The organism is Streptococcus sp. 2_1_36FAA, assembly GCF_000161955.2.
Classification (GTDB): Bacteria; Bacillota; Bacilli; order Lactobacillales; family Streptococcaceae; genus Streptococcus; species Streptococcus gordonii.
Map to the genome: position 1 here is coordinate 1 of NZ_KI391974.1, position 25,385 is coordinate 25,385.

General features: G+C 38.2%; 24 protein-coding genes, 1 pseudogene and 1 other annotated feature. All 25 genes and pseudogenes read left to right on the forward strand.

Annotation, left to right across the window (positions count from 1 at the left end; genetic code table 11):
* Positions 1 to 503: 503 nt before the first annotated feature.
* Complete coding sequence (locus HMPREF0847_RS11200; RefSeq protein ID WP_037622288.1) at positions 504 to 689, forward strand: hypothetical protein; 186 nt, start codon at positions 504 to 506, stop codon at positions 687 to 689.
* Between the two features lie 243 nt (positions 690 to 932).
* On the forward strand, positions 933 to 2,009 hold the full coding sequence (locus HMPREF0847_RS02430; RefSeq protein WP_008808606.1) for an aspartate-semialdehyde dehydrogenase: 1,077 nt from the start codon (positions 933 to 935) through the stop codon (positions 2,007 to 2,009).
* 211 nt (positions 2,010 to 2,220) lie between these two features.
* Entirely contained in the window at positions 2,221 to 3,156 is a 936-nt protein-coding gene (gene dapA / locus HMPREF0847_RS02435) for a 4-hydroxy-tetrahydrodipicolinate synthase (RefSeq protein WP_008808607.1), read from the forward strand.
* Between the two features lie 53 nt (positions 3,157 to 3,209).
* Positions 3,210 to 3,809, forward strand: coding sequence for a hypothetical protein (locus HMPREF0847_RS02440; RefSeq protein ID WP_008808608.1), 600 nt, complete (start codon positions 3,210 to 3,212; stop codon positions 3,807 to 3,809).
* A gap of 291 nt (positions 3,810 to 4,100) precedes the next feature.
* Positions 4,101 to 4,439, forward strand: a complete 339-nt coding sequence (locus HMPREF0847_RS02445) for an ATP cone domain-containing protein (protein WP_008808609.1) — start codon at positions 4,101 to 4,103, stop codon at positions 4,437 to 4,439.
* Between the two features lie 128 nt (positions 4,440 to 4,567).
* On the forward strand, positions 4,568 to 5,419 hold the full coding sequence (gene ylqF, locus HMPREF0847_RS02450) for a ribosome biogenesis GTPase YlqF (RefSeq protein ID WP_008808610.1): 852 nt from the start codon (positions 4,568 to 4,570) through the stop codon (positions 5,417 to 5,419).
* Positions 5,406 to 6,170: a ribonuclease HII gene (locus tag HMPREF0847_RS02455; RefSeq protein WP_008808611.1), complete on the forward strand. Its 765-nt coding sequence runs from the start codon at positions 5,406 to 5,408 to the stop codon at positions 6,168 to 6,170. Before ylqF ends, HMPREF0847_RS02455 begins: the two co-directional genes overlap by 14 nt.
* A 17-nt stretch (positions 6,171 to 6,187) precedes the next feature.
* Positions 6,188 to 7,006: a PRD domain-containing protein gene (locus HMPREF0847_RS02460; RefSeq protein ID WP_020992624.1), complete on the forward strand. Its 819-nt coding sequence runs from the start codon at positions 6,188 to 6,190 to the stop codon at positions 7,004 to 7,006.
* Positions 7,003 to 7,581 carry a sugar O-acetyltransferase gene (locus tag HMPREF0847_RS02465; RefSeq protein WP_008808613.1) on the forward strand — a complete coding sequence of 193 codons (579 nt, stop codon included), beginning with the start codon at positions 7,003 to 7,005 and terminating at the stop codon, positions 7,579 to 7,581. The genes HMPREF0847_RS02460 and HMPREF0847_RS02465 overlap by 4 nt, the downstream gene beginning before the upstream one ends.
* Positions 7,582 to 7,708: 127 nt before the next feature.
* On the forward strand, positions 7,709 to 8,551 hold the full coding sequence (gene dprA / locus HMPREF0847_RS02470; protein WP_008808614.1) for a DNA-processing protein DprA: 843 nt from the start codon (positions 7,709 to 7,711) through the stop codon (positions 8,549 to 8,551).
* A gap of 83 nt (positions 8,552 to 8,634) precedes the next feature.
* Positions 8,635 to 10,728: a type I DNA topoisomerase gene (gene topA, locus HMPREF0847_RS02475; RefSeq protein ID WP_008808615.1), complete on the forward strand. Its 2,094-nt coding sequence runs from the start codon at positions 8,635 to 8,637 to the stop codon at positions 10,726 to 10,728.
* 109 nt (positions 10,729 to 10,837) lie between these two features.
* Positions 10,838 to 11,521, forward strand: coding sequence for a SatD family protein (locus HMPREF0847_RS02480; RefSeq protein ID WP_008808616.1), 684 nt, complete (start codon positions 10,838 to 10,840; stop codon positions 11,519 to 11,521).
* Positions 11,505 to 12,212: a DUF3307 domain-containing protein gene (locus tag HMPREF0847_RS02485; protein WP_008808617.1), complete on the forward strand. Its 708-nt coding sequence runs from the start codon at positions 11,505 to 11,507 to the stop codon at positions 12,210 to 12,212. Before HMPREF0847_RS02480 ends, HMPREF0847_RS02485 begins: the two co-directional genes overlap by 17 nt.
* Positions 12,213 to 12,231: 19 nt before the next feature.
* A complete protein-coding gene (locus HMPREF0847_RS02490) occupies positions 12,232 to 12,726 on the forward strand; it encodes a phosphoribosylanthranilate isomerase (protein WP_008808618.1) in 495 nt (164 codons plus the stop codon).
* 150 nt (positions 12,727 to 12,876) lie between these two features.
* Positions 12,877 to 14,211 (forward strand): methylenetetrahydrofolate--tRNA-(uracil(54)-C(5))-methyltransferase (FADH(2)-oxidizing) TrmFO, encoded by a 1,335-nt coding sequence (gene trmFO, locus HMPREF0847_RS02495; RefSeq protein ID WP_008808619.1) that lies wholly within the window; start codon positions 12,877 to 12,879, stop codon positions 14,209 to 14,211.
* Positions 14,212 to 14,286: 75 nt separating this feature from the next.
* Positions 14,287 to 14,422 (forward strand) — a sequence feature (ribosomal protein L10 leader region).
* A 38-nt stretch (positions 14,423 to 14,460) separates the two neighbouring features.
* Positions 14,461 to 14,962, forward strand: a pseudogene (gene rplJ / locus HMPREF0847_RS02500) (50S ribosomal protein L10).
* A 73-nt stretch (positions 14,963 to 15,035) separates the two neighbouring features.
* The gene (gene rplL / locus HMPREF0847_RS02505) at positions 15,036 to 15,404 is read left to right on the forward strand and encodes a 50S ribosomal protein L7/L12 (RefSeq protein WP_008808621.1); all 369 of its coding nucleotides are present in this window, start codon (positions 15,036 to 15,038) and stop codon (positions 15,402 to 15,404) included.
* Positions 15,405 to 15,615: 211 nt separating this feature from the next.
* A complete protein-coding gene (locus tag HMPREF0847_RS02510; RefSeq protein ID WP_008808622.1) occupies positions 15,616 to 16,077 on the forward strand; it encodes a hypothetical protein in 462 nt (153 codons plus the stop codon).
* A gap of 261 nt (positions 16,078 to 16,338) precedes the next feature.
* The gene (locus HMPREF0847_RS02515; RefSeq protein WP_008808623.1) at positions 16,339 to 18,075 is read left to right on the forward strand and encodes an ABC transporter ATP-binding protein; all 1,737 of its coding nucleotides are present in this window, start codon (positions 16,339 to 16,341) and stop codon (positions 18,073 to 18,075) included.
* A 9-nt stretch (positions 18,076 to 18,084) separates the two neighbouring features.
* On the forward strand, positions 18,085 to 19,863 hold the full coding sequence (locus HMPREF0847_RS02520; protein ID WP_008808624.1) for an ABC transporter ATP-binding protein: 1,779 nt from the start codon (positions 18,085 to 18,087) through the stop codon (positions 19,861 to 19,863).
* A 55-nt stretch (positions 19,864 to 19,918) separates the two neighbouring features.
* Positions 19,919 to 20,473, forward strand: a complete 555-nt coding sequence (locus HMPREF0847_RS02525; RefSeq protein ID WP_008808625.1) for a GNAT family N-acetyltransferase — start codon at positions 19,919 to 19,921, stop codon at positions 20,471 to 20,473.
* A 149-nt stretch (positions 20,474 to 20,622) separates the two neighbouring features.
* Complete coding sequence (gene brnQ / locus HMPREF0847_RS02530; protein WP_008808626.1) at positions 20,623 to 21,948, forward strand: branched-chain amino acid transport system II carrier protein; 1,326 nt, start codon at positions 20,623 to 20,625, stop codon at positions 21,946 to 21,948.
* A 164-nt stretch (positions 21,949 to 22,112) separates the two neighbouring features.
* Positions 22,113 to 22,781: a hypothetical protein gene (locus tag HMPREF0847_RS02535; RefSeq protein ID WP_008808627.1), complete on the forward strand. Its 669-nt coding sequence runs from the start codon at positions 22,113 to 22,115 to the stop codon at positions 22,779 to 22,781.
* Positions 22,782 to 22,826: 45 nt separating this feature from the next.
* On the forward strand, positions 22,827 to 23,522 hold the full coding sequence (locus tag HMPREF0847_RS02540; RefSeq protein ID WP_020992627.1) for a hypothetical protein: 696 nt from the start codon (positions 22,827 to 22,829) through the stop codon (positions 23,520 to 23,522).
* 123 nt (positions 23,523 to 23,645) lie between these two features.
* A complete protein-coding gene (locus tag HMPREF0847_RS02545) occupies positions 23,646 to 25,316 on the forward strand; it encodes an SSURE domain-containing protein (RefSeq protein WP_008808629.1) in 1,671 nt (556 codons plus the stop codon).
* The last annotated feature ends 69 nt before the right edge of the window (positions 25,317 to 25,385 follow it).

Here is a 25,385-nt window from a genome sequence, read left to right on the forward strand (position 1 = left end):
ATTTGACATGCCGTCATCATTTTTCTGTTGACATCGCTTGAAATTAGTTGTATAATTATAGCAATAAGAAACAAAAAAAGAGGCAGGTGCGCTAACACCTACCTCCACCGAGTAAACAAGTACAGTTGTGTTACTCAGTCTTTAATCTAGTTTACAGCATAAAGTAGAGAATGTCAAGGCTGAAGTGAACGATTGTATACGTTTGCATCTCATTTCCTTGAATTTCTGCTATTTTTTTATCTTCTCAAAAATTGAGACACATACTTTTAGATTAAATACCTTGACAAAGTGGTGAAAGATAGGGTAAACTAGACTTCATGCGATGAGTCGATTGGCTCCTAGGAGCCTTTTGCGCTGAGGAGGTCTACATTCAATTGTAACGCAGGAGCGGACCTTGAGCAGTTGTGTGAACCAGCTGTTCTCATCGAAAGATGCCTCGAATCCCCAGTCTACGGATTGGGGATTTTCTATTGCTCTTGACGAAATGACTTCGAAGAAGGCAGTTGAGCCGTAGAGCAATGGATGCAGTTTGGTTCGTAAGAACAAAAGCTGTAAACTTTGATACCTCTCTTAGAGAGGCAAGACCATTAGTCGAAGCCAAACTTAGAGAAATTGATGCTGATACGGTCGGAGTTGAGAGTGCTATTGCTCTTGATGAAATGACTTCGAAGAAGGCGGTTGAGTCGTAGAGCAATGGATGCAGTTTTGTTCGTGAGGGAAAAGCAGTAACCATATAAAGATTTATTTTTAAGGTAAGAGTTGTTGTGTATGTTGATGTAGATAAATCATTTTATGTAAAATATATAACATATTTAAGATCAAAAAAAATCAATTTTATCCCTTTATAGTCTCAGATTGGATTTACAATTTTTTTAAAAAATAGTATAATTATAGAATATACAAAATTTTTAGAAAATTCAGAGGTAGATTGTATGGGATATACAGTTGCTGTAGTGGGTGCTACTGGAGCCGTTGGAGCTCAGATGATTAAAATGTTGGAAGAATCAAGTCTTCCTATTGATAAAGTGCGCTTTTTAGCGTCTGCACGTTCAGCTGGAAAGATTTTGCAGTTTAAGGGGCAGGACATTGTAATTGAAGAAACTACTGAAACTGCTTTTGATGGCGTTGACATTGCTCTTTTTTCTGCTGGTGGCTCGACTTCAGCAAAGTATGCTCCTTATGCAGTTAAGTCTGGGGCAGTAGTTGTTGATAATACTTCTTACTTCCGCCAAGACAGCAAAACTCCATTAGTAGTACCAGAGGTTAATGCCCATGCATTGGACCATCACAACGGAATTATTTCTTGTCCAAACTGCTCTACGATTCAAATGATGCTTCCGTTGAAAGCAATCGCTGATAAATGGGGAATTGAGCGCGTGATTGTATCAACCTATCAGGCTGTATCTGGTGCTGGTATGGGTGCAATTTTGGAAACGCAGGATCAGTTGCGTCAGGTATTAAATGATGGTGTTGATCCAAAGGATTTGACTGCTAATATCTTGCCTTCTGGTGGGGACAAGAAGCATTATCCAATTGCGTTTAATGCATTGCCACAAATCGATGTTTTCACGGACAATGACTATACTTATGAAGAAATGAAAATGACCAAGGAGACTAAGAAAATCTTAGAAGATGAATCTGTTAAAGTTTCTGCAACTTGTGTCCGTATTCCTGTCTTATCAGCGCATTCTGAATCTGTCTATATTGAAACTAAAGAAACTGCCTCTATCGAAGAAATAAAGGCTGCCATTGCTGCCTTTCCGGGTACAGTCTTAGAAGATGATGTTGCTCATCAAATTTATCCGCAAGCTGTCAACGCAGTTGGTAGAAAAGAAACTTTTGTTGGTCGGATTCGAAAAGACCTTGATATTGAAAATGGCGTTCACATGTGGATTGTATCTGATAATCTTCTTAAAGGTGCTGCATGGAACTCAGTACAGATTGCTGAGACCTTGCATGAGCGTGGCTTAGTTCGTCCGACTGAAGAGCTTGTTTACGAGCTAAAATAAAAGGTTAATTAGAAGACTTAATAGTTTTCAAAATAGGATAAAGCTAGTTTGAATTTTAATGTTTCTGGTTTTTGTTCAGTTTTTAGATGAGTGAGCTGGTAAATAACTAGTATCATTAAGTCAATTAAACCTCAAACAAGTTTTGCTATAACAAAAAGAGGCTAAGAAGAAATTCTTTAAGCCTCCTTTCCTTATATAGAAAGGTTTTCCTATGGCTTATAAAGATTTGCTTAATTGTAAAATAATCACTGCTTTCATTACACCCTTTCATGAAGATGGATCAATTAATTTTGATGCTATTCCTGACTTGATAGAGCATCTTTTGGCTCACCACACGGATGGGATTCTATTAGCAGGTACAACAGCAGAAAGTCCCACTCTGACTCACGATGAAGAGTTGGAATTATTTGCGGCAGTTCAAAAGGTTGTTAAAGGACGTGTCCCTTTAATAGCGGGTGTTGGTACCAATGAAACACGCGACTCTATCGAATTTGTTAAAGAAGTAGATGCATTTGGTGGTTTTGCAGCTGGTTTAGCTATTGTTCCTTATTATAATAAACCTTCACAGGAAGGCATGTACCAACACTTTAAAGCCATTGCAGATGCTTCAAACCTGCCTATCATTATCTACAATATACCAGGACGGGTAGTAGTTGAGATGACTCCCGAGACCATGTTGAGACTAGCAGAACATCCAAATATTATCGGCGTTAAAGAATGTACTAGTCTTGCTAATATGGCTTATTTGATTGAGCATCGTCCAGAAGAGTTTCTGATTTATACTGGTGAGGACGGTGATGCCTTTCATGCTATGAATCTGGGGGCTGATGGAGTTATCTCTGTTGCTTCTCACACAAACGGTGATGAAATGTTTGAAATGCTGGACGCAATTGAGCACAATGACATCAAAAAAGCAGCAGCTATTCAACGGAAATTCATTCCCAAAGTCAATGCTCTTTTCTCTTACCCGAGCCCAGCTCCAGTCAAGGCTGTTCTTAATTACTTGGGCTTTGCGGCAGGCCCAACTCGCTTACCACTTGTGCCTGCACCTGAAGAAGATGCCAAACGAATTATTAAGGTCGTCGTTGATGGAGACTACCAAGCAACCAAAGAGACTGTTAAAGGTGTCCTGAGACCGGATTATTGATCGGCAATTTGAGTTTAGAGTTTATATAAATAAGTGAGGTGTAATTTCATAATATGCCAGAAAAGTATAGTCAACGAATTGAGGAGTATAAGGCAAAGCGCAGTCTGGAAAAACTTGAGGGGAAGAGAGTTTACGACAAGCCAATTATTCGAACTGGTGATAAGGCCAGTTTTTATGGCGCAGGTTTAATTTTGTTAGGGTTTGGTTTAGGGGCTCTTTATCTACTTCTTAATGTTATAACAGATTGGGATTTAAAACTTTTCTCTCTCATCTGGGAAACACTTGCTGGATTAGGGATTGTTGTCAGTCTTTTTGGAGCTTTTAAAATTGGTCGGTTAGAGTTACATACTGTGTCAATGATAGCAGATAAAGAGAAGAATTTTGACATTAAAAGGGCTTTTAATCTTTATAATGTCGTTCACAAACCAACAAAGAAAGTTTTACTTCAATACGATAGTGAGGATGATAGTTTGATCTCTCTAAACGCTGGGGGTGACTTATTAGTTGAGCTTCTAAGGAAAGTCGAGGAAGAGAAATTACCTTTTAATAAGATTAACAAGACTCTGGAATTAGAAGAAGTATCTGAAAATCACTGGAAAATGCACTATCGTTATAAAAGACAGGACATAGCATTAGAGAAATCCGATACATAATGTTTGGCTTTCTATTTAGTCGTATTTATTTAAACTGAAAAGTGAATTCAGTATCTGATAGTTTATGAAGAGCATTTAAGAAAGGATTGCCAAGTGCTTTCCTTTCTTTTTCGCTTTTTAAAGTCTAAAAAAAGAAAGCTACCTTTGAAAAATATTGGAAAAAATTATATAATGTTAAGGTATGGTCTAGCTTTGAGTTTTCTTTTTGAGCAGGCTGTAAAGAACTAGATTGGCAGAAGTCATGTTAGTGACTTACATTATATTAGAAATAGATAAATAAAGGAGTTTATTATGCAAGTAATTAAGCGCAGTGGTGAAGTTGTAGATTTTGATCCGGATAAAATCTATCAAGCTGTCTTAAAGGCTGCTCAGACAGTCTATGTTTTGACTGATGATTTACGGCAAAATTTGGCACAAGTTACAAAAAAGGTAGTTCTTGATTTGCAAGAAGCAAAAGTAGAGAGAGCAACTATTAGTATGATTCAATCAATGGTTGAAAGCCGTCTCTTGGGAGCAGGCTACATTACTATTGCTGAACATTACATTTCTTATCGCTTGCAACGTGATCTAGAGCGCAGTGGCTATGGAGATCATATTGCAGTGCACCTTCACTTTGAACAAGTTAGATAAATGATAAAGCCCATTGGGGCTTTTTTGTTTCACTGAGAATTTTTAATCTTGCCTCTTAAAATTTTGAAATATGTTAAAATAGATAAAGATGAAATTATTCTGAAAGATATTCGCTGAAAGGAAAAAATATGGCAACGATTCAATGGTTCCCTGGGCATATGTCCAAAGCTCGGAGACAGGTCCAAGAAAGTATTAAGTTTGTTGATTTTGTGACTGTCTTGGTTGATGCCCGTCTCCCTTTATCTAGTCAAAATCCCATGCTAACTAAAATTGTAGGTGATAAACCAAAGCTTTTGATTCTAAATAAAGCAGATTTAGCTGATCCTGTCCGTCTCAAGGAGTGGCAGACTTATTTTGAAGGTCAAGGAATTCCTACTTTGGCTCTTAATTCTAAAGAACAGTCTGCCGTTAAAAAGGTGACAGATGCTGCTAAGAAACTGATGGCTGATAAATTAGCTCGTCAGAAGGGGAGGGGAATTCGCATCGAAACTCTGCGTACCATGATAATCGGCATTCCCAATGCTGGAAAATCAACTCTGATGAATCGCTTGGCTGGTAAGAAAATTGCTGTTGTAGGGAATAAGCCCGGTGTGACAAAAGGGCAGCAATGGCTCAAGTCAAATAAAGATTTGGAAATCTTGGATACACCAGGTATCCTTTGGCCTAAGTTTGAAGACGAGATGGTTGCTCTTAAGCTTGCTCTGACTGGTGCAATCAAGGATAATCTGTTACCTATGGATGAAGTGACGATTTTTGGACTCAATTATTTTAAGGAGCATTATCCTGAAGAGCTAGTGGGTCGCTATAAACAGTTAGATCTAAGTCAAGAAGCGCCAGATATAATTATGGATATGACCCCAAAACTTGGTTTCCGTGATGACTACGATCGTTTTTATAGCTTATTTGTCAAAGATGTTCGTGATGGTAAGCTGGGCCGTTTCTGCCTGGATACAGTAGGAGAATTAGATGGCAACGATTAAGGAAATTCAGCAGCGCTTGGAGTTAGTGACAGAGTTGTCTGATTCTTTTTTAGAAGAGGTGGCGAAGGATCAGCGTAGTGGAGTTCAAAAGGCTATTGAAAAGCGTAAAAGAGCTATTCAGGCAGAGTTAGATGAGGATTTGCGTCTGGAGCAGATGTTACGGTATGAAAAAGAGCTTTATCAAGCTGGCTACCAGGCAATCGCCGGGATTGATGAAGTTGGTCGTGGTCCTCTAGCTGGACCAGTTGTCGCTGCTGCTGTTATCTTGCCTCCAGGATGTAAAATCAAGGGGCTAAACGACAGTAAGAAGATTCCTAAGAAAAAGCATAATGAAATCTATCAAGCAGTTATGAATAAAGCCTTGACAGTTGGTATTGGCCTGATGGACAATGATATTATAGACCAAGTCAATATCTATGAAGCGACCAAGCTTGCTATGAAAGAGGCTTTGTCTAAGCTTTTTCTCAAGCCCGATTATCTGCTGATTGATGCCATGAAACTGGATGTTGATATCCCGCAAGATTCCATCATCAAGGGCGATGCTAATTCACTATCTATTGCAGCAGCTAGTATCGTAGCTAAGGTCACTCGTGATCGGCTGATGGCAGACTACGATAAAGAATTTCCTGGTTATGCCTTTGCGCAAAATGCTGGCTACGGAACGAAGAGTCACTTGGAGGGCCTAGAACATTATGGGGTGAGCCCAATTCACCGGAAGACATTTGAACCTGTTAAGTCTATGCTTGACTAGTCATGAAGAGGTTGGAAATGCAGATTATTAAAATTTTAAACAATAATGTCGTTATTTCTGAAGAAAACCAAGAAGAAATTGTGCTCATGGGAAGAGGGCTGGCTTTTGGTAGAAAAGTGGGTCAGGAGATCTCGCTTGATCTGATTGAGAAAAAATTTATTTTGTCAGCAGACAGGAAGCAGTTGATTAACGAAATTGATCCTGAAATTATAGAAATGGCTGGTGAAGTTATTGCATTTGCCCATAAAAAGATTTCTAAGAAGTTAAATCATCATGCTTTTATAGCAATGGCTGACCACATGCATGGAGTCGTTTTGCGAGAGAAGGATGACATCTATTTGAAAAATTTTCTTATGTGGGATATCAAGCGATTTTTTCCGGAGGAATTTGAAGTTGGAAAATATGCAAATCAGCTTCTAAGTCAATATTTTGGTAAAGACTTACCAGATGATGAGGCTAGTTTTATGGCCTTAACAATTGTGAATGCGGAATTAGAGAACGGTGCAGCTGCAAGAGATTTGACCATGTTGATGGAAGAAATCATGACTATTGTCAAGTACAGTTTAGAAATTTCTCTAGATGAGGAAGATATATATGTACAACGCTTTGTGACTCATTTGAAATTTTTTTGCGAGCGGGTGTTGACAGGTTCTGGATATAGAGATTTAGAAGATAATGAGATGTTTATGATGATGAAGTCAAAATACCCTTATGCTTTTGAAACAACCCAAAAGATTGTTGGTCATCTTGAAAAAACTCGCAATTACATCACATCAGAAGATGAACAGCTCTATTTAATCATCCATTTATCTCGTATGAAAAGGAAGTTGCCATGAAAACAGAATACGAAAAAATGATTGCTGGTGAACCCTATCGCCCTCAAGATCAGGAATTAAGGCAATTAGCAGCTAAATCAAGGGAATATCAATATACTTTTAATCAAGAACAAGATGGTCATAAACGAAAAGCTATTGTCAAAGAATGGTTTGGTTCTACTGGTGAGAATCTCTCAATTCATCCAATTTTTGTTTGTGACTATGGTGTTAATATCCATATAGGAGAGAACTTTTACTCTAACTGGAATTTGACAATGTTAGATGTTTGTCCGATTAGGATTGGAGATAATGCCATGTTTGGTCCCAATTGTCAATTGCTAACGCCATTACACCCATTGGATCCTGTGGAAAGAAATTCTGGTATTGAGTATGGAGCTCCCATTACCATTGGTGATAATTTCTGGGCTGGAGGCGGTGTGACTATTCTGCCTGGTGTGACACTGGGAGATAATGTGGTAGTAGGAGCAGGATCAGTTGTGACCAAGTCTTTTGGAGACAATGTAGTTTTAGCTGGAAATCCTGCTCGGATTATCAAAGAAATTCCTAATGCTATGACAGATAAAGCCTTGGTATGATTAATATTCGACTATTTACTTTCAATGAGAAGAGATGCTTTTTTAAAGAAATTAGTCAGGATATAAAAAAAGACTGTTTTACAGTCTTTTTTTGTAGATTTTACGAATATAATAGTGAGGTGAAAAAATGAAAAACTATGATATTTATAAATTGAAACATGCTGGACTGACTAATGGACAAGTTCTTAATGTCTTGAGATATGCTGAAAACAAGGAAAAGGAGCTTTCTTTGCGTGATATTGAGGTGGTTTCAGAGTGCCGTAATCCCGCCCTGTTTATAGAACGCTATAAGCAAATTGACGACGATTTCTTAAAAAAATCCTTTGAGGAATTTCCCTCTTTTTCTATCTTGGATGATATTTATCCATGGGATTTGAGTGAGATATATAACCCACCTGCTCTTTTGTTTTATCAGGGAAATATTGATCTGCTTGAATTGCCAAAAGTAGCAGTAGTCGGAAGTCGTGATAGTAGTAAGCTTGGAAATCAGTCCGTTCAAAAAATTATTAAAGAACTGAATAATGAATTAATCATTGTGAGCGGGTTAGCGCGTGGGATTGATACGGCTGCTCATATGGCAGCTTTACAGAATGGCGGAAGGACTATAGCTGTTATTGGAACTGGATTAGATGTTTTTTATCCTAAAGCCAATAAAAAACTTCAGTCCTATATTGGCAAAAATCATCTGGTTTTATCAGAATACGGTCCCGGTGAACAGCCTTTGAAGTTTCATTTTCCTGAGCGAAATCGAATTATTGCAGGTTTGTGCAGGGGCGTCATTGTTGCTGAAGCTAAGATGAGATCTGGAAGCTTGATAACTTGTGAGCGAGCGATGGAAGAAGGAAGAGATGTATTTGCTATCCCTGGATCAATTCTAGATGGAAAATCTGATGGCTGCCATCATTTGATTCAAGAAGGCGCTAAGTGCATTATGTCAGGCTCTGATGTCCTGTCTGAGTTTGATTTTTAAAACAAGTTTTCCTATAGGAGAATTTAACAGTTGACAAGCCTAGAAAAATAGTTTACACTCTATGAGATTTATTCTGATAGAAGGTGTATAAATTGGTAACAAAAACAAGTAAAAAGTCCACAACCAAGAAAAATCTGGTTATCGTGGAGTCGCCTGCCAAGGCAAAAACAATAGAAAAATACCTGGGAAGGAACTATAAAGTTTTAGCCAGTGTTGGGCATATTCGTGATTTGAAAAAGTCAACAATGTCCATTGATTTTGAAAATAATTATGAACCACAATATATCAATATCCGAGGCAAGGGACCGCTCATCAATGATTTAAGGAAAGAAGCAAAAAAAGCTAAACAAGTCTTTCTGGCAAGTGACCCAGACCGAGAAGGAGAGGCTATTTCATGGCATTTGGCACACATTCTTAACTTGGATGAAAAAGAAAAGAATCGTGTAGTTTTTAACGAAATTACTAAAGACGCAGTCAAGAATGCTTTCAAAGAGCCTCGTCAGATTAATATGGATTTGGTCGATGCCCAACAAGCTCGTCGTGTTTTAGACCGTTTAGTTGGTTATTCTATTTCTCCTATTCTATGGAAAAAAGTCAAGAAAGGTCTGTCAGCTGGTCGGGTTCAGTCTGTTGCTCTCAAGTTAATTATTGACCGGGAAAATGAAATAAATGCTTTCAAGCCTGAAGAGTATTGGACTATTGACTCTACCTTTAAAAAGGGCAGTCGACAATTTCAAGCTAGTTTTTATGGCTTAAATGGCAAAAAAATGAAACTGACCAATAACGATGAAGTGAAAGAAGTTCTTTCACATCTTAAGGGAGATGACTTTAAGGTTGAAAGTGTCGAAAGAAAAGAACGTCGCCGTAATGCTCCCTTGCCGTATACGACTTCTTCTATGCAACAGGATGCGGCTAATAAGATCAATTTCCGGACTCGTAAGACTATGATGGTGGCTCAGCAACTCTATGAAGGTATCAATATCGGTTCTGGCGTTCAAGGTCTTATTACTTATATGCGTACGGATTCAACTCGTATTAGTCCTGTTGCGCAAAATGAAGCTGCTAATTACATTACCGATCGTTTTGGAGCTAAGTATTCAAAACACGGTAGCAAGATTAAAAATGCCTCTGGAGCTCAAGATGCCCACGAAGCTATCCGACCTTCTAGTGTCTTTAATACACCAGAGAGCATTGCGAAATACTTGGATAAAGATCAGCTGAAGCTCTATACACTGATCTGGAACCGCTTTGTAGCCAGTCAAATGACAGCTGCAGTCTTTGATACTATGAATGTTAAAATTGAACAAAATGGTGTTCAATTTACGGCCAATGGAAGTCAGGTCAAGTTTGATGGTTATCTAGCTATTTATAATGACTCTGATAAAAATAAGATGCTTCCAGATATGGAAAAGGGTGATACTGTCAAACGTGTCAATACTAATCCAGAACAGCACTTTACTCAGCCACCTGCTCGCTATTCTGAAGCTACTCTTATCAAGACTCTCGAAGAAAATGGAGTTGGCCGGCCGTCTACTTACGCACCGACCATTGAGACCATTCAAAAACGCTATTATGTTAAGCTGGTTTCCAAGCGTTTTGAGCCAACAGAACTTGGTGAAATCGTCAATTCTCTAATTGTTGAATTTTTCCCAGGTATCGTAAATGTGAAGTTTACCGCTGAAATGGAAGCAAAACTGGACGATGTAGAAGTCGGAAAAGAGCAATGGCAGAAGGTTATTGACGAGTTTTACCGACCTTTCGAAAAAGAAGTAGCCAAAGCTGAGTCTGAAATGGAAAAAATCCAAATCAAAGATGAGCCAGCTGGTTTTGACTGCGAGGTTTGTGGCAGTCCGATGGTCATCAAGTTGGGTAGATTTGGGAAATTTTATGCCTGCAGTAATTTCCCGGATTGTCGTCATACTCAGGCTATTGTCAAGGAAATTGGCGTGACCTGCCCGCAGTGCCAAAAAGGCCATGTTATTGAACGTAAGACTAAGAGGAATCGTATTTTCTACGGTTGTGATCGTTATCCAGACTGTGACTTTACATCTTGGGATAAGCCTGTCGGCCGGAACTGTCCAAAATGCGACCATTATCTGATTGAAAAGAAAGTTCGTGGCGGCGGCAAGCAGGTAGTTTGTAGCAATGGTGATTATGAAGAAGAAAAGGTCAAATAAGTCTTTTTACCAATCAATTTAGTCCATTTTAACGGCAAAAACAAAAAATGTCTGTTAAAATGGACATTTTTTGTTTTGTCTGTTATAATAGACAAAAGGAGGTAGTGAAGTGTATATAGCCTTAATTGCAGACGTCATTGACTCAAAACTGTTTAAAGAGAGATCAGACTTACAAAAGAAGTTGGAAGCAGTTCTCTTTCATATAAACAATCGCTTTGAAACTTATTTAGCTTCGCGATTAACTTTGACTCTTGGAGATGAATTTCAGGCTCTGTTTACTTTAGATGCACCAATTTTTCAAATTATTGACTCCCTACGTCAAGATTTGAAGCCTGCTCAGCTACGCTTTGGGATTGGTTTGGGGAAAATAGTGACTGACATTGACCCTTTACAGAGTATCGGTGCTGATGGACCTGCCTATTGGAATGCACGAGCTGCTATTAATCTCGTTCATCAAAAGAATGATTATGGAAATACTCAGTTGTATTTTTCTAGTGGAAAAAAGGAAGAAGATTTTCAAATAAATGCTTTATTAGCTGCAGGAGAGGCAATCAAATCAGACTGGCGAGAAAGTCAGGAAGAACTTTTAAGGGGCTTACTCAAACTATCCATCTATAGTGAGGATTTTAGTCAGCAAGAGCTGGCTCAGGCACTTTCATTAAATCCCAGTGCCCTTTCTAAACGCCTAAAGAGTAGTAGCATCAGAGTCTATCTTCGAAGTAGAGCAGCTGCACTTGCAGCTATCCAAGCCATTGATGTTACAGAAGGAGGTCAGAATGAACGGATTTTCTAGTATGGATTCATATCACCTTTTCGTACTTTTGTTGATTTGTCATTTGTTATCAGATTATTACTTTCAAAGTCAAAAAATGGCTGACAAAAAGGACAAAAACATTCGAGTCCTTGCATTTCATATTTTACTTGTAGGACTACCTTTATTTGTCTTAACTATTATAATACCAAGTTTGTGGTGGAAGACTTTCATTGTTTTCTTAAGCCATGCTCTTATTGATTATTTCAAACCAATCCTACAAAGGATATTCAAGTTAAAAGTGTCAATCATTTTTGTGCTTGATCAACTCCTTCATTTGGCTATTATCTACGGACTCTCTAATATGAATACTGAGTTTTTGCCAAGTTTCCTTCCATTAACTTTCTTAAAAGCCGTTTTGTTTGTCTTATTGGTAGGAAAGCCAACCAATATTGCTTTTAGAATTTTATTTGGTAAATTTCAACCTGAAACGAGTCTGGAGTTAGATACGATAGATGGGGCAGGAGCCATGATTGGTTTCTTAGAGCGTTTGGTTATCGGAGCTTGTCTTCTTTATGGACAGTTTGCTTCGATTGGTTTAGTGTTTACAGCTAAATCCATTGCCCGCTATAACAAAATATCAGAAAGTCCAGCATTTGCAGAGTATTACTTGATTGGATCCTTGGTCAGTATTTTGTCAGCCTTGCTTGCAGCCTGGATTGGTATAAAGTAAAGTTTTGAAAGAAAATAGTATGGATAATAAATTTATAGAATTTCTAAAAATCGCGTCTCAACTGAATAAGATGGGAATTGTTCCTCTGCTGATGGGTTCCTTGGGGCTGGAGCAGGTTACTGGTCAGGACTGGCAGGCGCGGGATATTGATATTCATGTTCATGGTGATGAACGTGGCTGGGAAGCACCAGATGAAGAACGTATTTATGATATGGACAAGATTGAGCCTATGATGGAGCGCTTGGGCTATCGCTTAGTCGATCTGCACGAGCATGAATTTCAAAAAGAAGGCTTATCTATTGAATTCGGAGCCATGGAAACCTTGGAGGCATTTTCAGGTGTGCCGCTAGAGAAGCTGACTAGAAAAGAAGTAGAAGGTGTAAAGTTTCTACTGCCAACTGCAGAACAATTTTTAGCTATCTACCGTGCCTCTTCCCAAGATTCTTACCGAAATGATAATAATAATCATAAGGATTTTGCTAAGATTGCTTATTTGGAAAAAATGACAAAATGATGGATAGACAGGAATCCTCCTGTCTGTCTTTTTTGCTGGCTTTTTGTTATAATGGACCAAGTATTAATTTAGAAAGATTTGTGGGTGTCAAACAGTTCAGTGGATTGTTTTGATATGGACTTAGGCTCCACCCAAAGAGGTATTAGTGTCGTGTCTCAATCTTATATCAATGTTATCGGTGCTGGTCTGGCTGGTAGTGAAGCAGCTTACCAGATTGCCAAGCGTGGAATTCCAGTCAAACTCTATGAAATGCGGGGTGTTAAGTTGACGCCTCAACACAAGACTACAGACTTTGCAGAACTGGTCTGCTCCAACTCTCTGCGAGGGGATGCGCTGACCAATGCAGTTGGTCTACTCAAGGAAGAAATGCGAAGATTGGACTCGGTCATCTTAAAGTCAGCAGAAGCGACTCGGGTGCCAGCAGGTGGTGCTCTAGCAGTTGATAGAGAAGGTTTTTCTCAGATGGTAACAGAGCTAGTGTCCAATCATCCATTGGTTGAGGTTATTCGCGAAGAAATCACTGAAATTCCAGAGGATGCTATCACAGTCATTGCGACAGGACCCTTGACTAGTGATGCTCTGGCCGAAAAAATTCACGCGCTCAATGGAGGCGACGGTTTTTATTTCTACGACGCAGCAGCGCCAATCATTGATGTCAATACCATTGATATGACCAAGGTCTATCTCAAATCTCGTTATGATAAGGGCGAAGCAGCCTATCTCAACGCGCCAATGACCAAGCAAGAGTTTATGGATTTCCATGATGCTTTGGTCAATGCCGAAGAAGCACCGCTCAATTCCTTTGAGAAGGAAAAATACTTTGAAGGCTGCATGCCTATTGAAGTTATGGCCAAACGTGGCATTAAAACCATGCTTTATGGTCCGATGAAGCCAGTTGGTTTAGAATATCCAGATGACTACCAAGGACCTCGAGATGGTGAATATAAGACGCCATACGCTGTGGTGCAGCTTCGCCAGGATAATGCTGCAGGCAGCCTTTACAACATAGTCGGCTTCCAAACTCATCTCAAGTGGGGCGAGCAAAAGCGGGTCTTTCAGATGATTCCAGGTCTTGAGAATGCAGAATTTGTCCGCTATGGTGTCATGCACCGTAACTCCTATATGGACTCTCCAAATCTGCTTGAACAAACTTTCCGCTCTAGGAAACAGCCAAATCTTTTCTTTGCAGGTCAAATGACTGGAGTTGAAGGCTATGTTGAGTCAGCGGCTTCTGGTTTGGTTGCTGGTATTAACGCTGCTCGACTCTTCAAGGGAGAAGAAGCGCTTGTCTTTCCAGAAACAACAGCTATCGGTAGCCTGCCACATTATGTTACCCATGCTGACAGCAAGCATTTCCAACCCATGAATGTCAATTTTGGCATTATAAAAGAGCTGGATGGCCCTCGGATTCGTGACAAGAAAGAACGTTATGAGAAGATTGCCGAACGGGCTCTACAGGATTTAGCACCTTATCTAGATGAATAAGAAATTTGATAAAAAATATTTTTAAAAGATTGCAAAAAAGCCTTGCAATCTTTTTTTATCTATGATATGATTATCAATGGTTTGAAAAAACTGCCTAAGACAGTAGGGGAGCTCGACTCATAAAGATCCTACCGAGGACAAAACGTATCATGTAAAAAGAAGCGTATTGTACTTTCGTGTCTAGGTTTGGGCGCGTTTTTCTTTTAGAAAAATTCCCCAAGCAAAATAATTACGGAGGTGAACACACTAATGAGTGAAGCAATTATTGCTAAAAAAGCGGAACTAGTTGACGTAGTAGCTGAAAAAATGAAAGCTGCTGCATCAATCGTCGTTGTTGACGCTCGTGGTTTGACAGTTGAGCAAGATACAGTTCTTCGTCGTGAGCTTCGTGGAAGCGAAGTTGAGTATAAAGTTATCAAAAACTCAATTTTACGTCGTGCAGCTGAAAAAGCTGGTCTTGAAGATCTTGCATCAGTTTTTGTTGGACCATCTGCAGTAGCATTTTCTAACGAAGATGTTATCGCACCAGCGAAAATCTTGAACGATTTTGCTAAAAACGCTGACGCACTTGAAATCAAAGGTGGTGCAATCGAAGGCGCTGTCGCATCAAAAGAAGAGATTCTTGCACTTGCAACTCTTACCAAACCGCGAAGGACTTCTTTCTATGCTCCTTTCTGTACTTCAAGCGCCAGTGCGCAACGTTGCACTTGCTGTCAAAGCAGTCGCAGACAACAAAGAAGACGCAGCTTAATTTTAAGCTACGCAGCGTAGCCTAGCTACGAAAAAATATTTAAAATTAAAAAACTTATTTGGAGGAAATAACAATGGCATTGAACATTGAAAACATTATTGCTGAAATTAAAGAAGCTTCAATCCTTGAATTGAACGACCTTGTAAAAGCTATCGAAGAAGAATTTGGTGTAACTGCAGCTGCTCCTGTAGCTGTTGCTGCAGCTGGTGCTGCTGACGCTGGTGCTGCTAAAGATTCATTTGACGTTGAATTGACAGCTGCTGGTGACAAAAAAGTTGGCGTTATCAAAGTTGTACGTGAAATCACTGGTCTTGGCCTTAAAGAAGCTAAAGAACTTGTTGATGGTGCACCTGGTATCATCAAAGAAGGCGTTGCAACTGCAGAAGCTGAAGAAATCAAAGCTAAATTGGAAGAAGCTGGAGCTTCAGTTACTCTTAAATAATAGAGTTTCCAATCAAAAATCAAACCGAAGTTTAGGCTTCGGTTTTTTTAGTATGTGATTTTTAGTTTATATCATTTTCTAAGGTTTAAAAAAAGAATCTCCTCTTCTAATAAGACTATATAACTTCCAAAAATCAATTTCTCTTTTCAAGCTATTGTTAGATAGTGAAATTTTTGTTATAATAGCAATATCAAATTTATAGGAGTATACAATGAAATCTATCAAACATATTGTTTTAGCTACAATTTTTGCAATTGGTGCTATTATCCTTGTAGCATGTTCAGGTGCTGCTAAGAGTGACAACGGAACCTATGTTTATGAAGCTTCTAAGGATTTTATCAAGAACACACTTAAGGAGCAAGGTGCTTCAAGTGAAGAAGCAGAAAAATACGCTGATCAATTTTCTTTGAAAATGACGATTGAAATCAAAGATACCAAAGGTAAAGTAACTCTTGAAGCTAAAGCTATGGGAAATAAGAAAAATCAAGATTATAAATTAAAAGTTGATCAAAAGAATAAAACTCTTGAATCAGAAAAGGGTGGCAACGACAAAGTTAAGTACAAAATTGAAGGCGATGTGTTGACATTGGATCTTTCTCAGTTGGAATCTGGTCAAGCTGATAAAGCTACTCTGGCAATCTTCAAAGATGCTAAGTTTAAACGAACTAAATAGTGAACGAAGTGAGATTTTTAATCTCACTTTTTTCAATGATTTATAACTTACAAAATTAATAGCAGATATGAATAGCTTTATTGAAACTACAAACTTTCAAAGAAGATATGCTCATTTTCTTCAGATTTCTCTTGCAGAAAAGAGATAGCTTTTGGTATAATATTGATGAATTGAAGCAAAAGAATTCAATTTTTCAGTTGAGTATGAAAAAGTGCTGGAGAGTGCTTTTTTATTGTTTAAAAATGGTTTTTAGGAGGAGAGATGAAATATATTTGGTCTTATTTAAGAAGATATCCTAAATGGCTCTTATTGGATTTCCTAGGAGCGATTTTCTTTGTCGTTGTAAATTTAGGTCTTCCTACAGTTCTTGCTCGTATGATTGATGAGGGGATTAACCAAGGAGATACCAGTCGTCTGTATTTTTGGGCATTTATAATGTTATTAGTTATTGTAGCAGGCGTCTTTGGAAGAATTGTCCTATCCTATGCGGCTGGTAAATTAACAACTAGTATGGTTCGTGATATGAGAAATGATCTTTACGCTAAGCTACAAGAGTATTCTCATCATGAATATGAACAGATTGGTGTGTCTTCGCTTGTGACACGGATTACAAGTGATGCTTTTGTTCTCATGCAATTTGCTGAGCAGAGCTTAAAAATGGGGGTTATTACACCCATGATGATGCTTTCAAGTGTTTTTATGATCTTTTTAACAAGTCCGTCCTTGGCTTGGATTGTTGCCATTTCTGTTCCTTTTTTGGCGGTAGTGGTTTGGTATGTGGCTGTTAAGACGCGTCCTCTATCAGAGAAGCAGCAAAAGACTTTGGATAAAATTAACCAATATGCTCGGGAAAATTTAACAGGTTTACGGGTCATTCGTGCATTTGCAAGAGAAGAGTTTCAAGAGGAACGTTTTGCTTTAGAAAATGAAATCTATGCTGATAACTCCAATAAACTATTCAAACTGACAGGATTAACAGAACCTTTATTTGTTCAAATCATTATTGCCATGATTGTCGCTATTGTTTGGTTTGCTTTGCAGCCTTTAGGAAGTGGTGAATTAAGAATTGGTGACTTGGTTGCCTTTATTGAGTACAGTTTTCATGCTTTACTGTCTTTCTTATTTTTATCAAGTCTCTTTACCATGTATCCTAGAACAGCCGTCTCTAGTGAGCGTCTAAAGGAAGTTATGGATATGCCTATCTCCATTAATCCTAATGAAGATGGTATTACTGAAACTGAAAGTCATGGTTACCTGGAGTTTGATAATGTTACCTTTGCTTATCCAGGTGAGACGGAAAGTCCAGTTCTTCATAATATTTCTTTCAAAGCAAAACCTGGTGAAACTATCGCCTTTATTGGTTCTACAGGATCAGGTAAGTCTTCCCTAGTACAGTTGATTCCACGTTTTTATGATGTTACTCTAGGGAAAATTTTGGTAGATGGAGTTGATGTCAGAGACTATCAGCTTAAAGCTTTACGTCAAAAGATTGGTTTCATTCCCCAAAAAGCTCTGTTATTTACAGGTACCATCGCAGAAAACTTGAGGTATGGTAAAGAAGATGCAAGTCACGAAGAACTAAATCAAGCTGCAGATGTGGCTCAAGCTAAAGAATTTATCGAAAGTCGCGAAGAGAGATTTGAAACACACTTGGCTGAAGGGGGAAGTAATCTTTCTGGTGGGCAAAAACAACGTCTGTCAATCGCTCGTGCTGTTGTAAAAGAGCCGGATATTTATATCTTTGATGACTCGTTTTCTGCTCTCGACTACAAGACGGATGCTATCTTACGTCGTCGTTTGAAAGAAGTAACCAAAGATGCAACAGTTTTAATAGTTGCCCAGCGGGTTGGTACGATTATGGATGCGGATCAGATTATCGTTTTGGATAAGGGTGAAATCGTTGGTCGGGGAAGACATGAAGAACTCATGGAATCCAATGCCATTTATCGAGAAATTGCCCAATCCCAGCTTAACAGTCAATCATTAACAGAAGAATAGGAGGGAAACATGGAGAAAAAACATTCTTTTGCTCGTTTATGGAGCTATTTAAAAGTCTATAAAGTATCTGTCATTTTAGCTGTTTTCCTCAAGATTCTCAGTGTCGTTATGAGTGTTTTGGAGCCATTTGTGTTGGGGCTTGCAATTACAGAACTGACTAGCAATCTTTTGGATATGGCTAAGGGAGTTGAAGGAGCTCACATTAATGCCAGTTATGTTGGTTGGGTCATGGTCTTGTACTTTGTTCGAGCACTCTTCTATGAAATCGGTTCTTACTATTCCAACTATTTCATGACCAATGCAGTACAAAATACCATTCGAGATTTGAGAAATGAACTCAGCCATAAAATTAATCAGATTCCCGTATCTTATTTTGATAAGCACCAGTTTGGGGATTTACTGGGCAGATTTACTAGTGATGTAGAGACAGTATCAAACGCCTTGCAACAAAGTTTTTTGCAAGTAGTGAATGCTGTATTTACTATTTCCTTGGTTATGTTTATGGTTCTGTATCTAAACCTGTCACTTGCTCTGCTTGTGATTATCAGTATTCCTTTGACCTATTTTGCGGCAAACTTTATATTGAAGAAATCTCAACCTTACTTTAAAAAGCAGGCTGATATTTTGGGAGAAATGAATGGTTTTGTCCAAGAGAATCTAAGTGGTTTTAATGTTTTAAAACTTTACGGAAGAGAAGAGGCTTCCAGTCAAGACTTTGAAGCTATTACACAAAATCTTCAAGAAGTAGGTTTTAAGGCTAGTTTTATTTCAGGTTTGATGATGCCTGTTTTGAACGCGATTTCTGATTTGACTTATTTACTTGTAGCAGTTATTGGTGGATTGCAAGTTATTTCTGGTCAATTAACAATTGGGAATATGCAAGCTTTTGTTCAATATGTTTGGCAGGTTAGTCAGCCAATTCAAAACCTAACACAGTTAGCAGGTCAATTGCAAAGCGCCAAGTCTTCTTTAGACCGGGTTTTCCAAGTGCTGGATGAGGCAGACGAAGTCAATGATGTGTCTGAAAGACTGGAACATGATTTAACTGGGCAGGTCAGCTTTCATGATGTAGACTTTCAGTATGTGGCAGATAAGCCACTCATTCGGAATTTCAATCTGGAAGTCAAACCTGGAGAAATGGTAGCCATAGTCGGTCCGACTGGTGCTGGTAAGACCACATTGATTAATTTGCTCATGCGTTTCTACGATGTGACCAAAGGTGCGATTACGGTGGATGGTCACGATATTCGAGATCTTTCCCGTCAGGACTACCGCAAACAGTTTGGTATGGTGTTGCAAGATGCTTGGCTTTACGAGGGAACGATCAAGGAAAATCTTAGTTTCGGGAATTTACAAGCTACTGATGAGGAAATTGTAGAAGCGGCCAAGGCAGCTAATGTGGATCACTTTATCCGTACATTACCAGGTGGATATAATATGGAAATGAACCAAGAGTCCAGCAATATCTCGCTGGGTCAGAAACAGTTGCTTACGATTGCACGAGCGCTTTTAGCAGATCCTAAGATTCTGATTTTGGATGAAGCAACTTCGTCTGTCGATACACGTCTGGAGCTCTTGATTCAGAAGGCTATGAAGACACTCATGCAAGGGCGGACCAGTTTTGTCATTGCTCACCGACTGTCGACCATTCAGGAGGCAGATAAGATTTTGGTGCTCAAGGATGGTCAGATTATCGAGCAAGGCAATCACGAGAGTCTCTTGGCAGATAAAGGATTTTATTATGACCTTTATCAAAGTCAATTTTCTAAGAAAGCAGAAGAAGCTTGAAAAACTTGCTAAAATGTTTGGTAACTGCTAGAATATTAAACGAAGTGAGGTAGCAATGTCTTTAACTAGTCAAATTATTACAGCAGAATTTCCTGATTTAGATAAGGTAGAAGCTCTTAATCGAGAAGCTTTTCCTGAAGAAGAGAGAGTTCCTATTAGTGAATTTCTCCGCTATACCAATGATGAGCAGTCCCATTTCTTTGCTTTTTACAATGAAGAAGAGTTTGTGGGCTTTGCTTTTGCGATCTACAATGAAAAATGCTTTTATGTTAGTTTTTTTGCGATTATGCCACATCTTCGAAGTCACGGTTATGGTGGAGAAATCATCCATAAACTAACAGAGTTTTACCAAAAAACCATGGTTTTAGAAGTAGAACGTTTAGATGAAGAGTGTGATAATCTAGAGCAACGTCAAGCACGTATGGATTTCTATAAAAGAAATGGATTCAAAACGAGTAATGCTTTTCTAGAATATGATGACCTAAGCTTTGAAATCTTATATTTAGGCGATCACTTTGATGAGGAAGCCTATCGGGATATTTTTCATATGCTCCAAGAGAAGAACTTTTTTGAATTTGAAATTAAGTATAGAAGATTTAGTGATGCGTAAATAAATAAGACCTCTGAACTGTTTTTCAGAGGTCTTTGTCTGAATGTACTTGTCTTTTTTATGATTGATTTGTTCTTGATTTCACTTGTTTTGCAAAATATAATATTTTTGTTATAATGTGAAAATGTTATAAATAAAGAGGAGTTATTATGATAAAAAAAGGTGCCTTAACAGGCTTGCTCTTGTTTGGAATATTTTTTGGTGCAGGAAACTTGATTTTTCCACCATCTTTGGGTGTTCAGTCGGGTTCTAATTTTTGGCCAGCTATTGGTGGCTTTGTCTTGTCTGGGGTCGGGATTGCTGTATTAACCTTGGTTATTGGGACTCTCAATCCTAAGGGATACATTCATGAGATTTCTCAGAAAATTGCACCTTGGTTTGCTATCGTCTATCTGGTTGCTCTCTATTTGTCCATCGGTCCCTTCTTTGCGATTCCGCGGACTGCAACAGTAGCCTATGAAGTTGGGATATCTCCTTTACTTCCTAAAGATATGACTGGTCTTGGTTTGATTGTTTTCACGACAATTTATTTTGCTGCAGCGTATCTGATTTCTTTAAATCCATCAAAGATTTTAGATCGGATTGGTCGCATTCTAACTCCAGTTTTTGCGATTTTAATTATTGTTTTAATTATACTGGGTGCCTTTAAATATGGTTCAGCAGCACCTCAGCAGGCATCAGCTGCCTACGCTGCATCAGCATTTGGACAAGGCTTCTTGGAAGGATATAATACTTTAGATGCCTTGGCTTCGGTAGCTTTTAGCGTAATTGCTGTAACTACACTGAATCAACTGGGGTTCAAAAATAAAAAAGAATACGTTTCAACTATTTGGATTGTCGGACTAATTGTTGCCCTTGCCTTTAGTGCTATGTATATTGGTTTAGGATATCTAGGTAATCATTTTCCAGTTCCTGCCGAAGTGATTGCTAAGGGCAATGCTGGTGTTTATGTTCTATCTCAAGCTACTCAGGCTATTTTTGGCCCAACGGCTCAAATTTTCCTAGCAGCTATGGTAACAGTGACTTGCTTTACGACCACAGCTGGTTTGATCGTTTCAACAGGAGAGTTCTTTAACAATACTTTCCCGAAAGTATCTTATAAAACTTATGCAACCATCTTTACTTTGATTGGTTATGCCATTGCGAACCTTGGTTTGAATGCGATTATCCAATATTCAGAACCAGTTTTGAAAATTCTTTATCCAGTTACGATTGTGATTGTGATGATCGTTATTGTAAATAAATTCTTACCCTTGTCAAAAATTGGTATGCAAGTGACGGTTGCGCTAGTGACTTTGATTGCTCTTGCAAGCATTTTGGGCTCTTTATTCAAAGTCAAGGAAGTTATGGATACAATAAATACTTTGCCTTTTTCACAAGCTTCTCTGCCTTGGCTACTTCCAGCTCTTTTAGGAATTATTTTGTCACTCATTTTACCTGATAAACAAAAAAGTGAATCTTTTGAAATGATCTAGAGTATAATCCTCAAGTTTTTGTTGCTTGGGGATTTTATTTGTTTCAAGCTCTTGTTGAAGTATTTTGGTATAATATTGTTCTAGTGAATAGCTTTTTTTAGAACAGTTAAGATATATTTATGAAACAGCTTTTTATTTTCTTTAAGGAGGTGTGAATTGAAAGAATGAAAAATAAGAAAAGTTTGATTTTAATCCTTGCTTCTTTACCTTTTCTTTCTATTGCCTTTTATTTCTTTATGATTCCTAGGGATTCTCTTCAAAAAGGTCCCATGTATGAGCTGTTAGAAAATAAAGGTTTTGTCTACGTTGAAAGCCGATATCATAGTGTCAGAGGAATTGATTTTAAAAATAAAGAGGCTTTTGAAAATGACCAATACCTTATAAAAAACGGAAAATTATATGATGGCGTTGGGGAAAAAGATGCAAAAGATCGATTTGACCAGCTTCTTTTAGATGAGTTTTCATTTATCTTGTCTCACCCTAAATTGACGAGCGATCAAATATTTATAGAAAGTTATCAGATCACACTTTCGGCAGATGAAGTTATCAATAAGGATCTGCTGAAGGAAAGGCATATACCAAAACTTGAACGACTTTATTCAATTTATCAAGATAGTTTTAAAAAAGTGAGGATTAGCTTTAATAAAGAAAACTTACCTACGAAAGTTGAACTTTATTATGAGGGTGAAAATGGTCTAGCTTGGTATAGCTGGCGAACCTATTCCTATCCTTACAAGAATGAAGCTGATTTTAAAGAAGACTTGGATAGTGTTTACAAGATATACAAGGATCAACAGAAAATAGAAGCAGATAAAAAGAAAAGTAAAAAGTAGGATTTCTTATAATAGATAATTACCTTCATAACAAAAGGAGTGAGAATGTTTAAAAAATGGTCAAGTTATATTAGGGCTTGCATAGCTCTATTTATCTTTATTGTCCTAGTCCTCGTAATGCAGAACTTGTTATTTTTTTACACTTCCAAAGCTTCTAGCATTCTTCTGCAAAAACATTTTGTATTTGTACAGGAAGTGACAGATGTAGAAGAGGAGTTTTATTCGAAAGGAATTGCATTTGATTTAAAGAAAAGGGAATTCTTTGATACTAGTAATGGATGGGCCATTAAAGATGGGCAAGAGTATAGCAAGTATGGGCGAGAAGATGCGCAAGATTCTTATAATAAGGCTCTATACAGCGAAGTTACCTCAGCTCTCCTTACCCTTAAGGTGACGCCCAATCAAATTAAAAATGCAAATTATGAAATCATCATGTCCCCAGAGACTCTTGTGAATAAATCGCTCTACAAAGCTAAAAAATCTCCAGAATTTGAAGAATTATTCATGGATAAAGAGTTTGGCTTTAGCAAAGTTCGGATATCTTTTAATAAAGATTTTCTTCCTACAAAAATTGATTATTTTTACAAAGGAGAAAAAGGACTTAAGTGGTATACCAAACGTCTGTATTCATATCCTTATGAGAATGAAGCAGATTTTGAAAAGTATTTAAATAGTTATCTTGAACATCTTGAAGAATGGAATAAAGAATATGAAGCAGAAAGAGAAGCAGAGGAATCCTAAAATGAATAAAAAGTTCTTTATCAAGATATTAAATTCAAGTTTTTTCAAATCGATCTCCCTATTTTTAGGGAGATTTTTATTTTATACTAGAGTCATAAAAAAACAAACCTAAAGGAGAATCTTATGAAATTCAATATAAATCAAAAATATACCCGCTGGTCAATCCGTCGTTTAAGCGTGGGTGTGGCTTCCGTCGTTGTTGCCAGTGGTTTCTTTTTGCTAGTTGGTCAACCAAATACCGTACATGCGGATGATCTCACCTCAACTCCTACTAAAGTTCTTCAAGAAGATTCGTCATTATTAGAAAAGAATAATTTGCCAGAGACAGCTTTAAAAGAAGAAATGGATTCGGCTCTACCTGCAAATCAGTCAACTCCTAAGGAAGAGGTTGATGAAACTATTTCTCTAGATAAGTCTAGCCTAGCTCCTAAGGAAGAAGTGGTAAAACCAAAAGAAGAACAGATTATGGCAGAAGTTAGCAATCAAAAAGAAGAAGCTAAACCGGAGGCAACTCTTGTTGATGTTTCAAACCAAGATCGTGAAGCGACTACTTCTCAATCGGTAACAACTCCAGATGAAGTTAGAAAAGGAGTTGAAGAAAATACTAAGGACTCAGTAGACGTCCCAGCCAGCTATTTAGAAAAGGCAAACGTTCCTGGTCCATTCTTGGCAGGTGTTAATCAAGTTATTCCGTATGAAGCTTTCGGTGGAGATGGTATGTTGACGCGTCTCTTACTCAAATCTTCTGATAAGGCACCTTGGTCAGATAATGGTTCAGCTAACAATCCAGCCCTCTTGCCGCTTGAAGGTTTGGCGAAAGGTCAATACTTCTACGAGGTGGATTTGAACGGCAATACTACAGGTAAAGACGGGCAAGCCCTTCTTGACCAACTTCGTGCTAATGGAACATATGCTTACCAAGCGACTGTCAAAGTCTATGGTGCTAAAGATGGAAAAGCAGATTTAACCAATCTCGTAGCTACAAAAAATGTAACTGTTAACTTGAACGGCCTTGTTTCAAAAGAAGCAGTCAAAGATTCAGTCACTAAAAATATCAAAGACCATATTGATGTCCCAGCTAGCTATTTAGAAAAAGCGAACGTTCCCGGTCCATTCTTGGCTGGTGTCAATCAAGTCATTCCGTATGAAGCTTTCGGTGGAGATGGTATGTTGACGCGTCTCTTGCTCAAATCTTCTGATAAAGCCCCTTGGTCAGATAATGGTTCAGCTAACAATCCAGCCCTCTTGCCACTTGAAGGCTTGGCGAAAGGTCAATACTTCTACGAAGTGGATTTGAACGACAATACTACAGGTAAAGACGGACAAGCCCTTCTCGACCAACTTCGTGCTAATGGCACTCGCAGTTACCAAGCTACTGTCAAGGTCTATGGTGCCAAAGATGGCAAACCAGATTTGACAAATCTTATCGCGACTCGTCAAGTAACGATTCAGCTTCGTGGAAAAGGAATGGCTACAATACCATCTCAAGAAGGTCAAATGAATATGAAACCTTCTACAACACCATCTCAAGAAGGTCAGATGAATAAGAAGCCTTCTGCAACAGATTCTATGAGTACAGCTGAGGGTACGAAGGAAGTAGATCATCGCATGACTGATGTGAAGGGGGAACACCCAACTTCTAAGCCGATGGCAGATACGATGAAAAAAAATGATAAGGCTACGTTACCCACAACTGGTGAAGCTCAAACAGCTACAGCTACCATTGGTTTCTTAGGACTAGCTTTGGCAGGAATTCTTAGCCTTCTAGGTTTGAAAGAAAAACAAAAAAATTAAGGTTCAAATCATTTAATAATTACTAAAAATAGTGTTATACTAAAGCCAGTATAACACTGTTTTTATCAG

Bases quoted from the DNA above. Each gene is read 5' to 3' on its own strand.
- HMPREF0847_RS02465 (WP_008808613.1), top strand. From the start codon at position 7,003: ATGAAAACAGAATACGAAAAAATGATTGCTGGTGAACCCTATCGCCCT.
- rplL (WP_008808621.1), top strand. From the start codon at position 15,036: ATGGCATTGAACATTGAAAACATTATTGCTGAAATTAAAGAAGCTTCA.
- dapA (WP_008808607.1), top strand. From the start codon at position 2,221: ATGGCTTATAAAGATTTGCTTAATTGTAAAATAATCACTGCTTTCATT.
- HMPREF0847_RS02515 (WP_008808623.1), top strand. From the start codon at position 16,339: ATGAAATATATTTGGTCTTATTTAAGAAGATATCCTAAATGGCTCTTA.
- HMPREF0847_RS02485 (WP_008808617.1), top strand. From the start codon at position 11,505: ATGAACGGATTTTCTAGTATGGATTCATATCACCTTTTCGTACTTTTG.
- HMPREF0847_RS02545 (WP_008808629.1), top strand. From the start codon at position 23,646: ATGAAATTCAATATAAATCAAAAATATACCCGCTGGTCAATCCGTCGT.
- HMPREF0847_RS02460 (WP_020992624.1), top strand. From the start codon at position 6,188: ATGCAGATTATTAAAATTTTAAACAATAATGTCGTTATTTCTGAAGAA.
- HMPREF0847_RS02540 (WP_020992627.1), top strand. From the start codon at position 22,827: ATGTTTAAAAAATGGTCAAGTTATATTAGGGCTTGCATAGCTCTATTT.
- HMPREF0847_RS02520 (WP_008808624.1), top strand. From the start codon at position 18,085: ATGGAGAAAAAACATTCTTTTGCTCGTTTATGGAGCTATTTAAAAGTC.
- HMPREF0847_RS02525 (WP_008808625.1), top strand. From the start codon at position 19,919: ATGTCTTTAACTAGTCAAATTATTACAGCAGAATTTCCTGATTTAGAT.
- dprA (WP_008808614.1), top strand. From the start codon at position 7,709: ATGAAAAACTATGATATTTATAAATTGAAACATGCTGGACTGACTAAT.
- HMPREF0847_RS02490 (WP_008808618.1), top strand. From the start codon at position 12,232: ATGGATAATAAATTTATAGAATTTCTAAAAATCGCGTCTCAACTGAAT.
- HMPREF0847_RS02430 (WP_008808606.1), top strand. From the start codon at position 933: ATGGGATATACAGTTGCTGTAGTGGGTGCTACTGGAGCCGTTGGAGCT.
- brnQ (WP_008808626.1), top strand. From the start codon at position 20,623: ATGATAAAAAAAGGTGCCTTAACAGGCTTGCTCTTGTTTGGAATATTT.
- HMPREF0847_RS02510 (WP_008808622.1), top strand. From the start codon at position 15,616: ATGAAATCTATCAAACATATTGTTTTAGCTACAATTTTTGCAATTGGT.
- HMPREF0847_RS02455 (WP_008808611.1), top strand. From the start codon at position 5,406: ATGGCAACGATTAAGGAAATTCAGCAGCGCTTGGAGTTAGTGACAGAG.
- ylqF (WP_008808610.1), top strand. From the start codon at position 4,568: ATGGCAACGATTCAATGGTTCCCTGGGCATATGTCCAAAGCTCGGAGA.
- HMPREF0847_RS02440 (WP_008808608.1), top strand. From the start codon at position 3,210: ATGCCAGAAAAGTATAGTCAACGAATTGAGGAGTATAAGGCAAAGCGC.
- HMPREF0847_RS02535 (WP_008808627.1), top strand. From the start codon at position 22,113: ATGAAAAATAAGAAAAGTTTGATTTTAATCCTTGCTTCTTTACCTTTT.
- HMPREF0847_RS02445 (WP_008808609.1), top strand. From the start codon at position 4,101: ATGCAAGTAATTAAGCGCAGTGGTGAAGTTGTAGATTTTGATCCGGAT.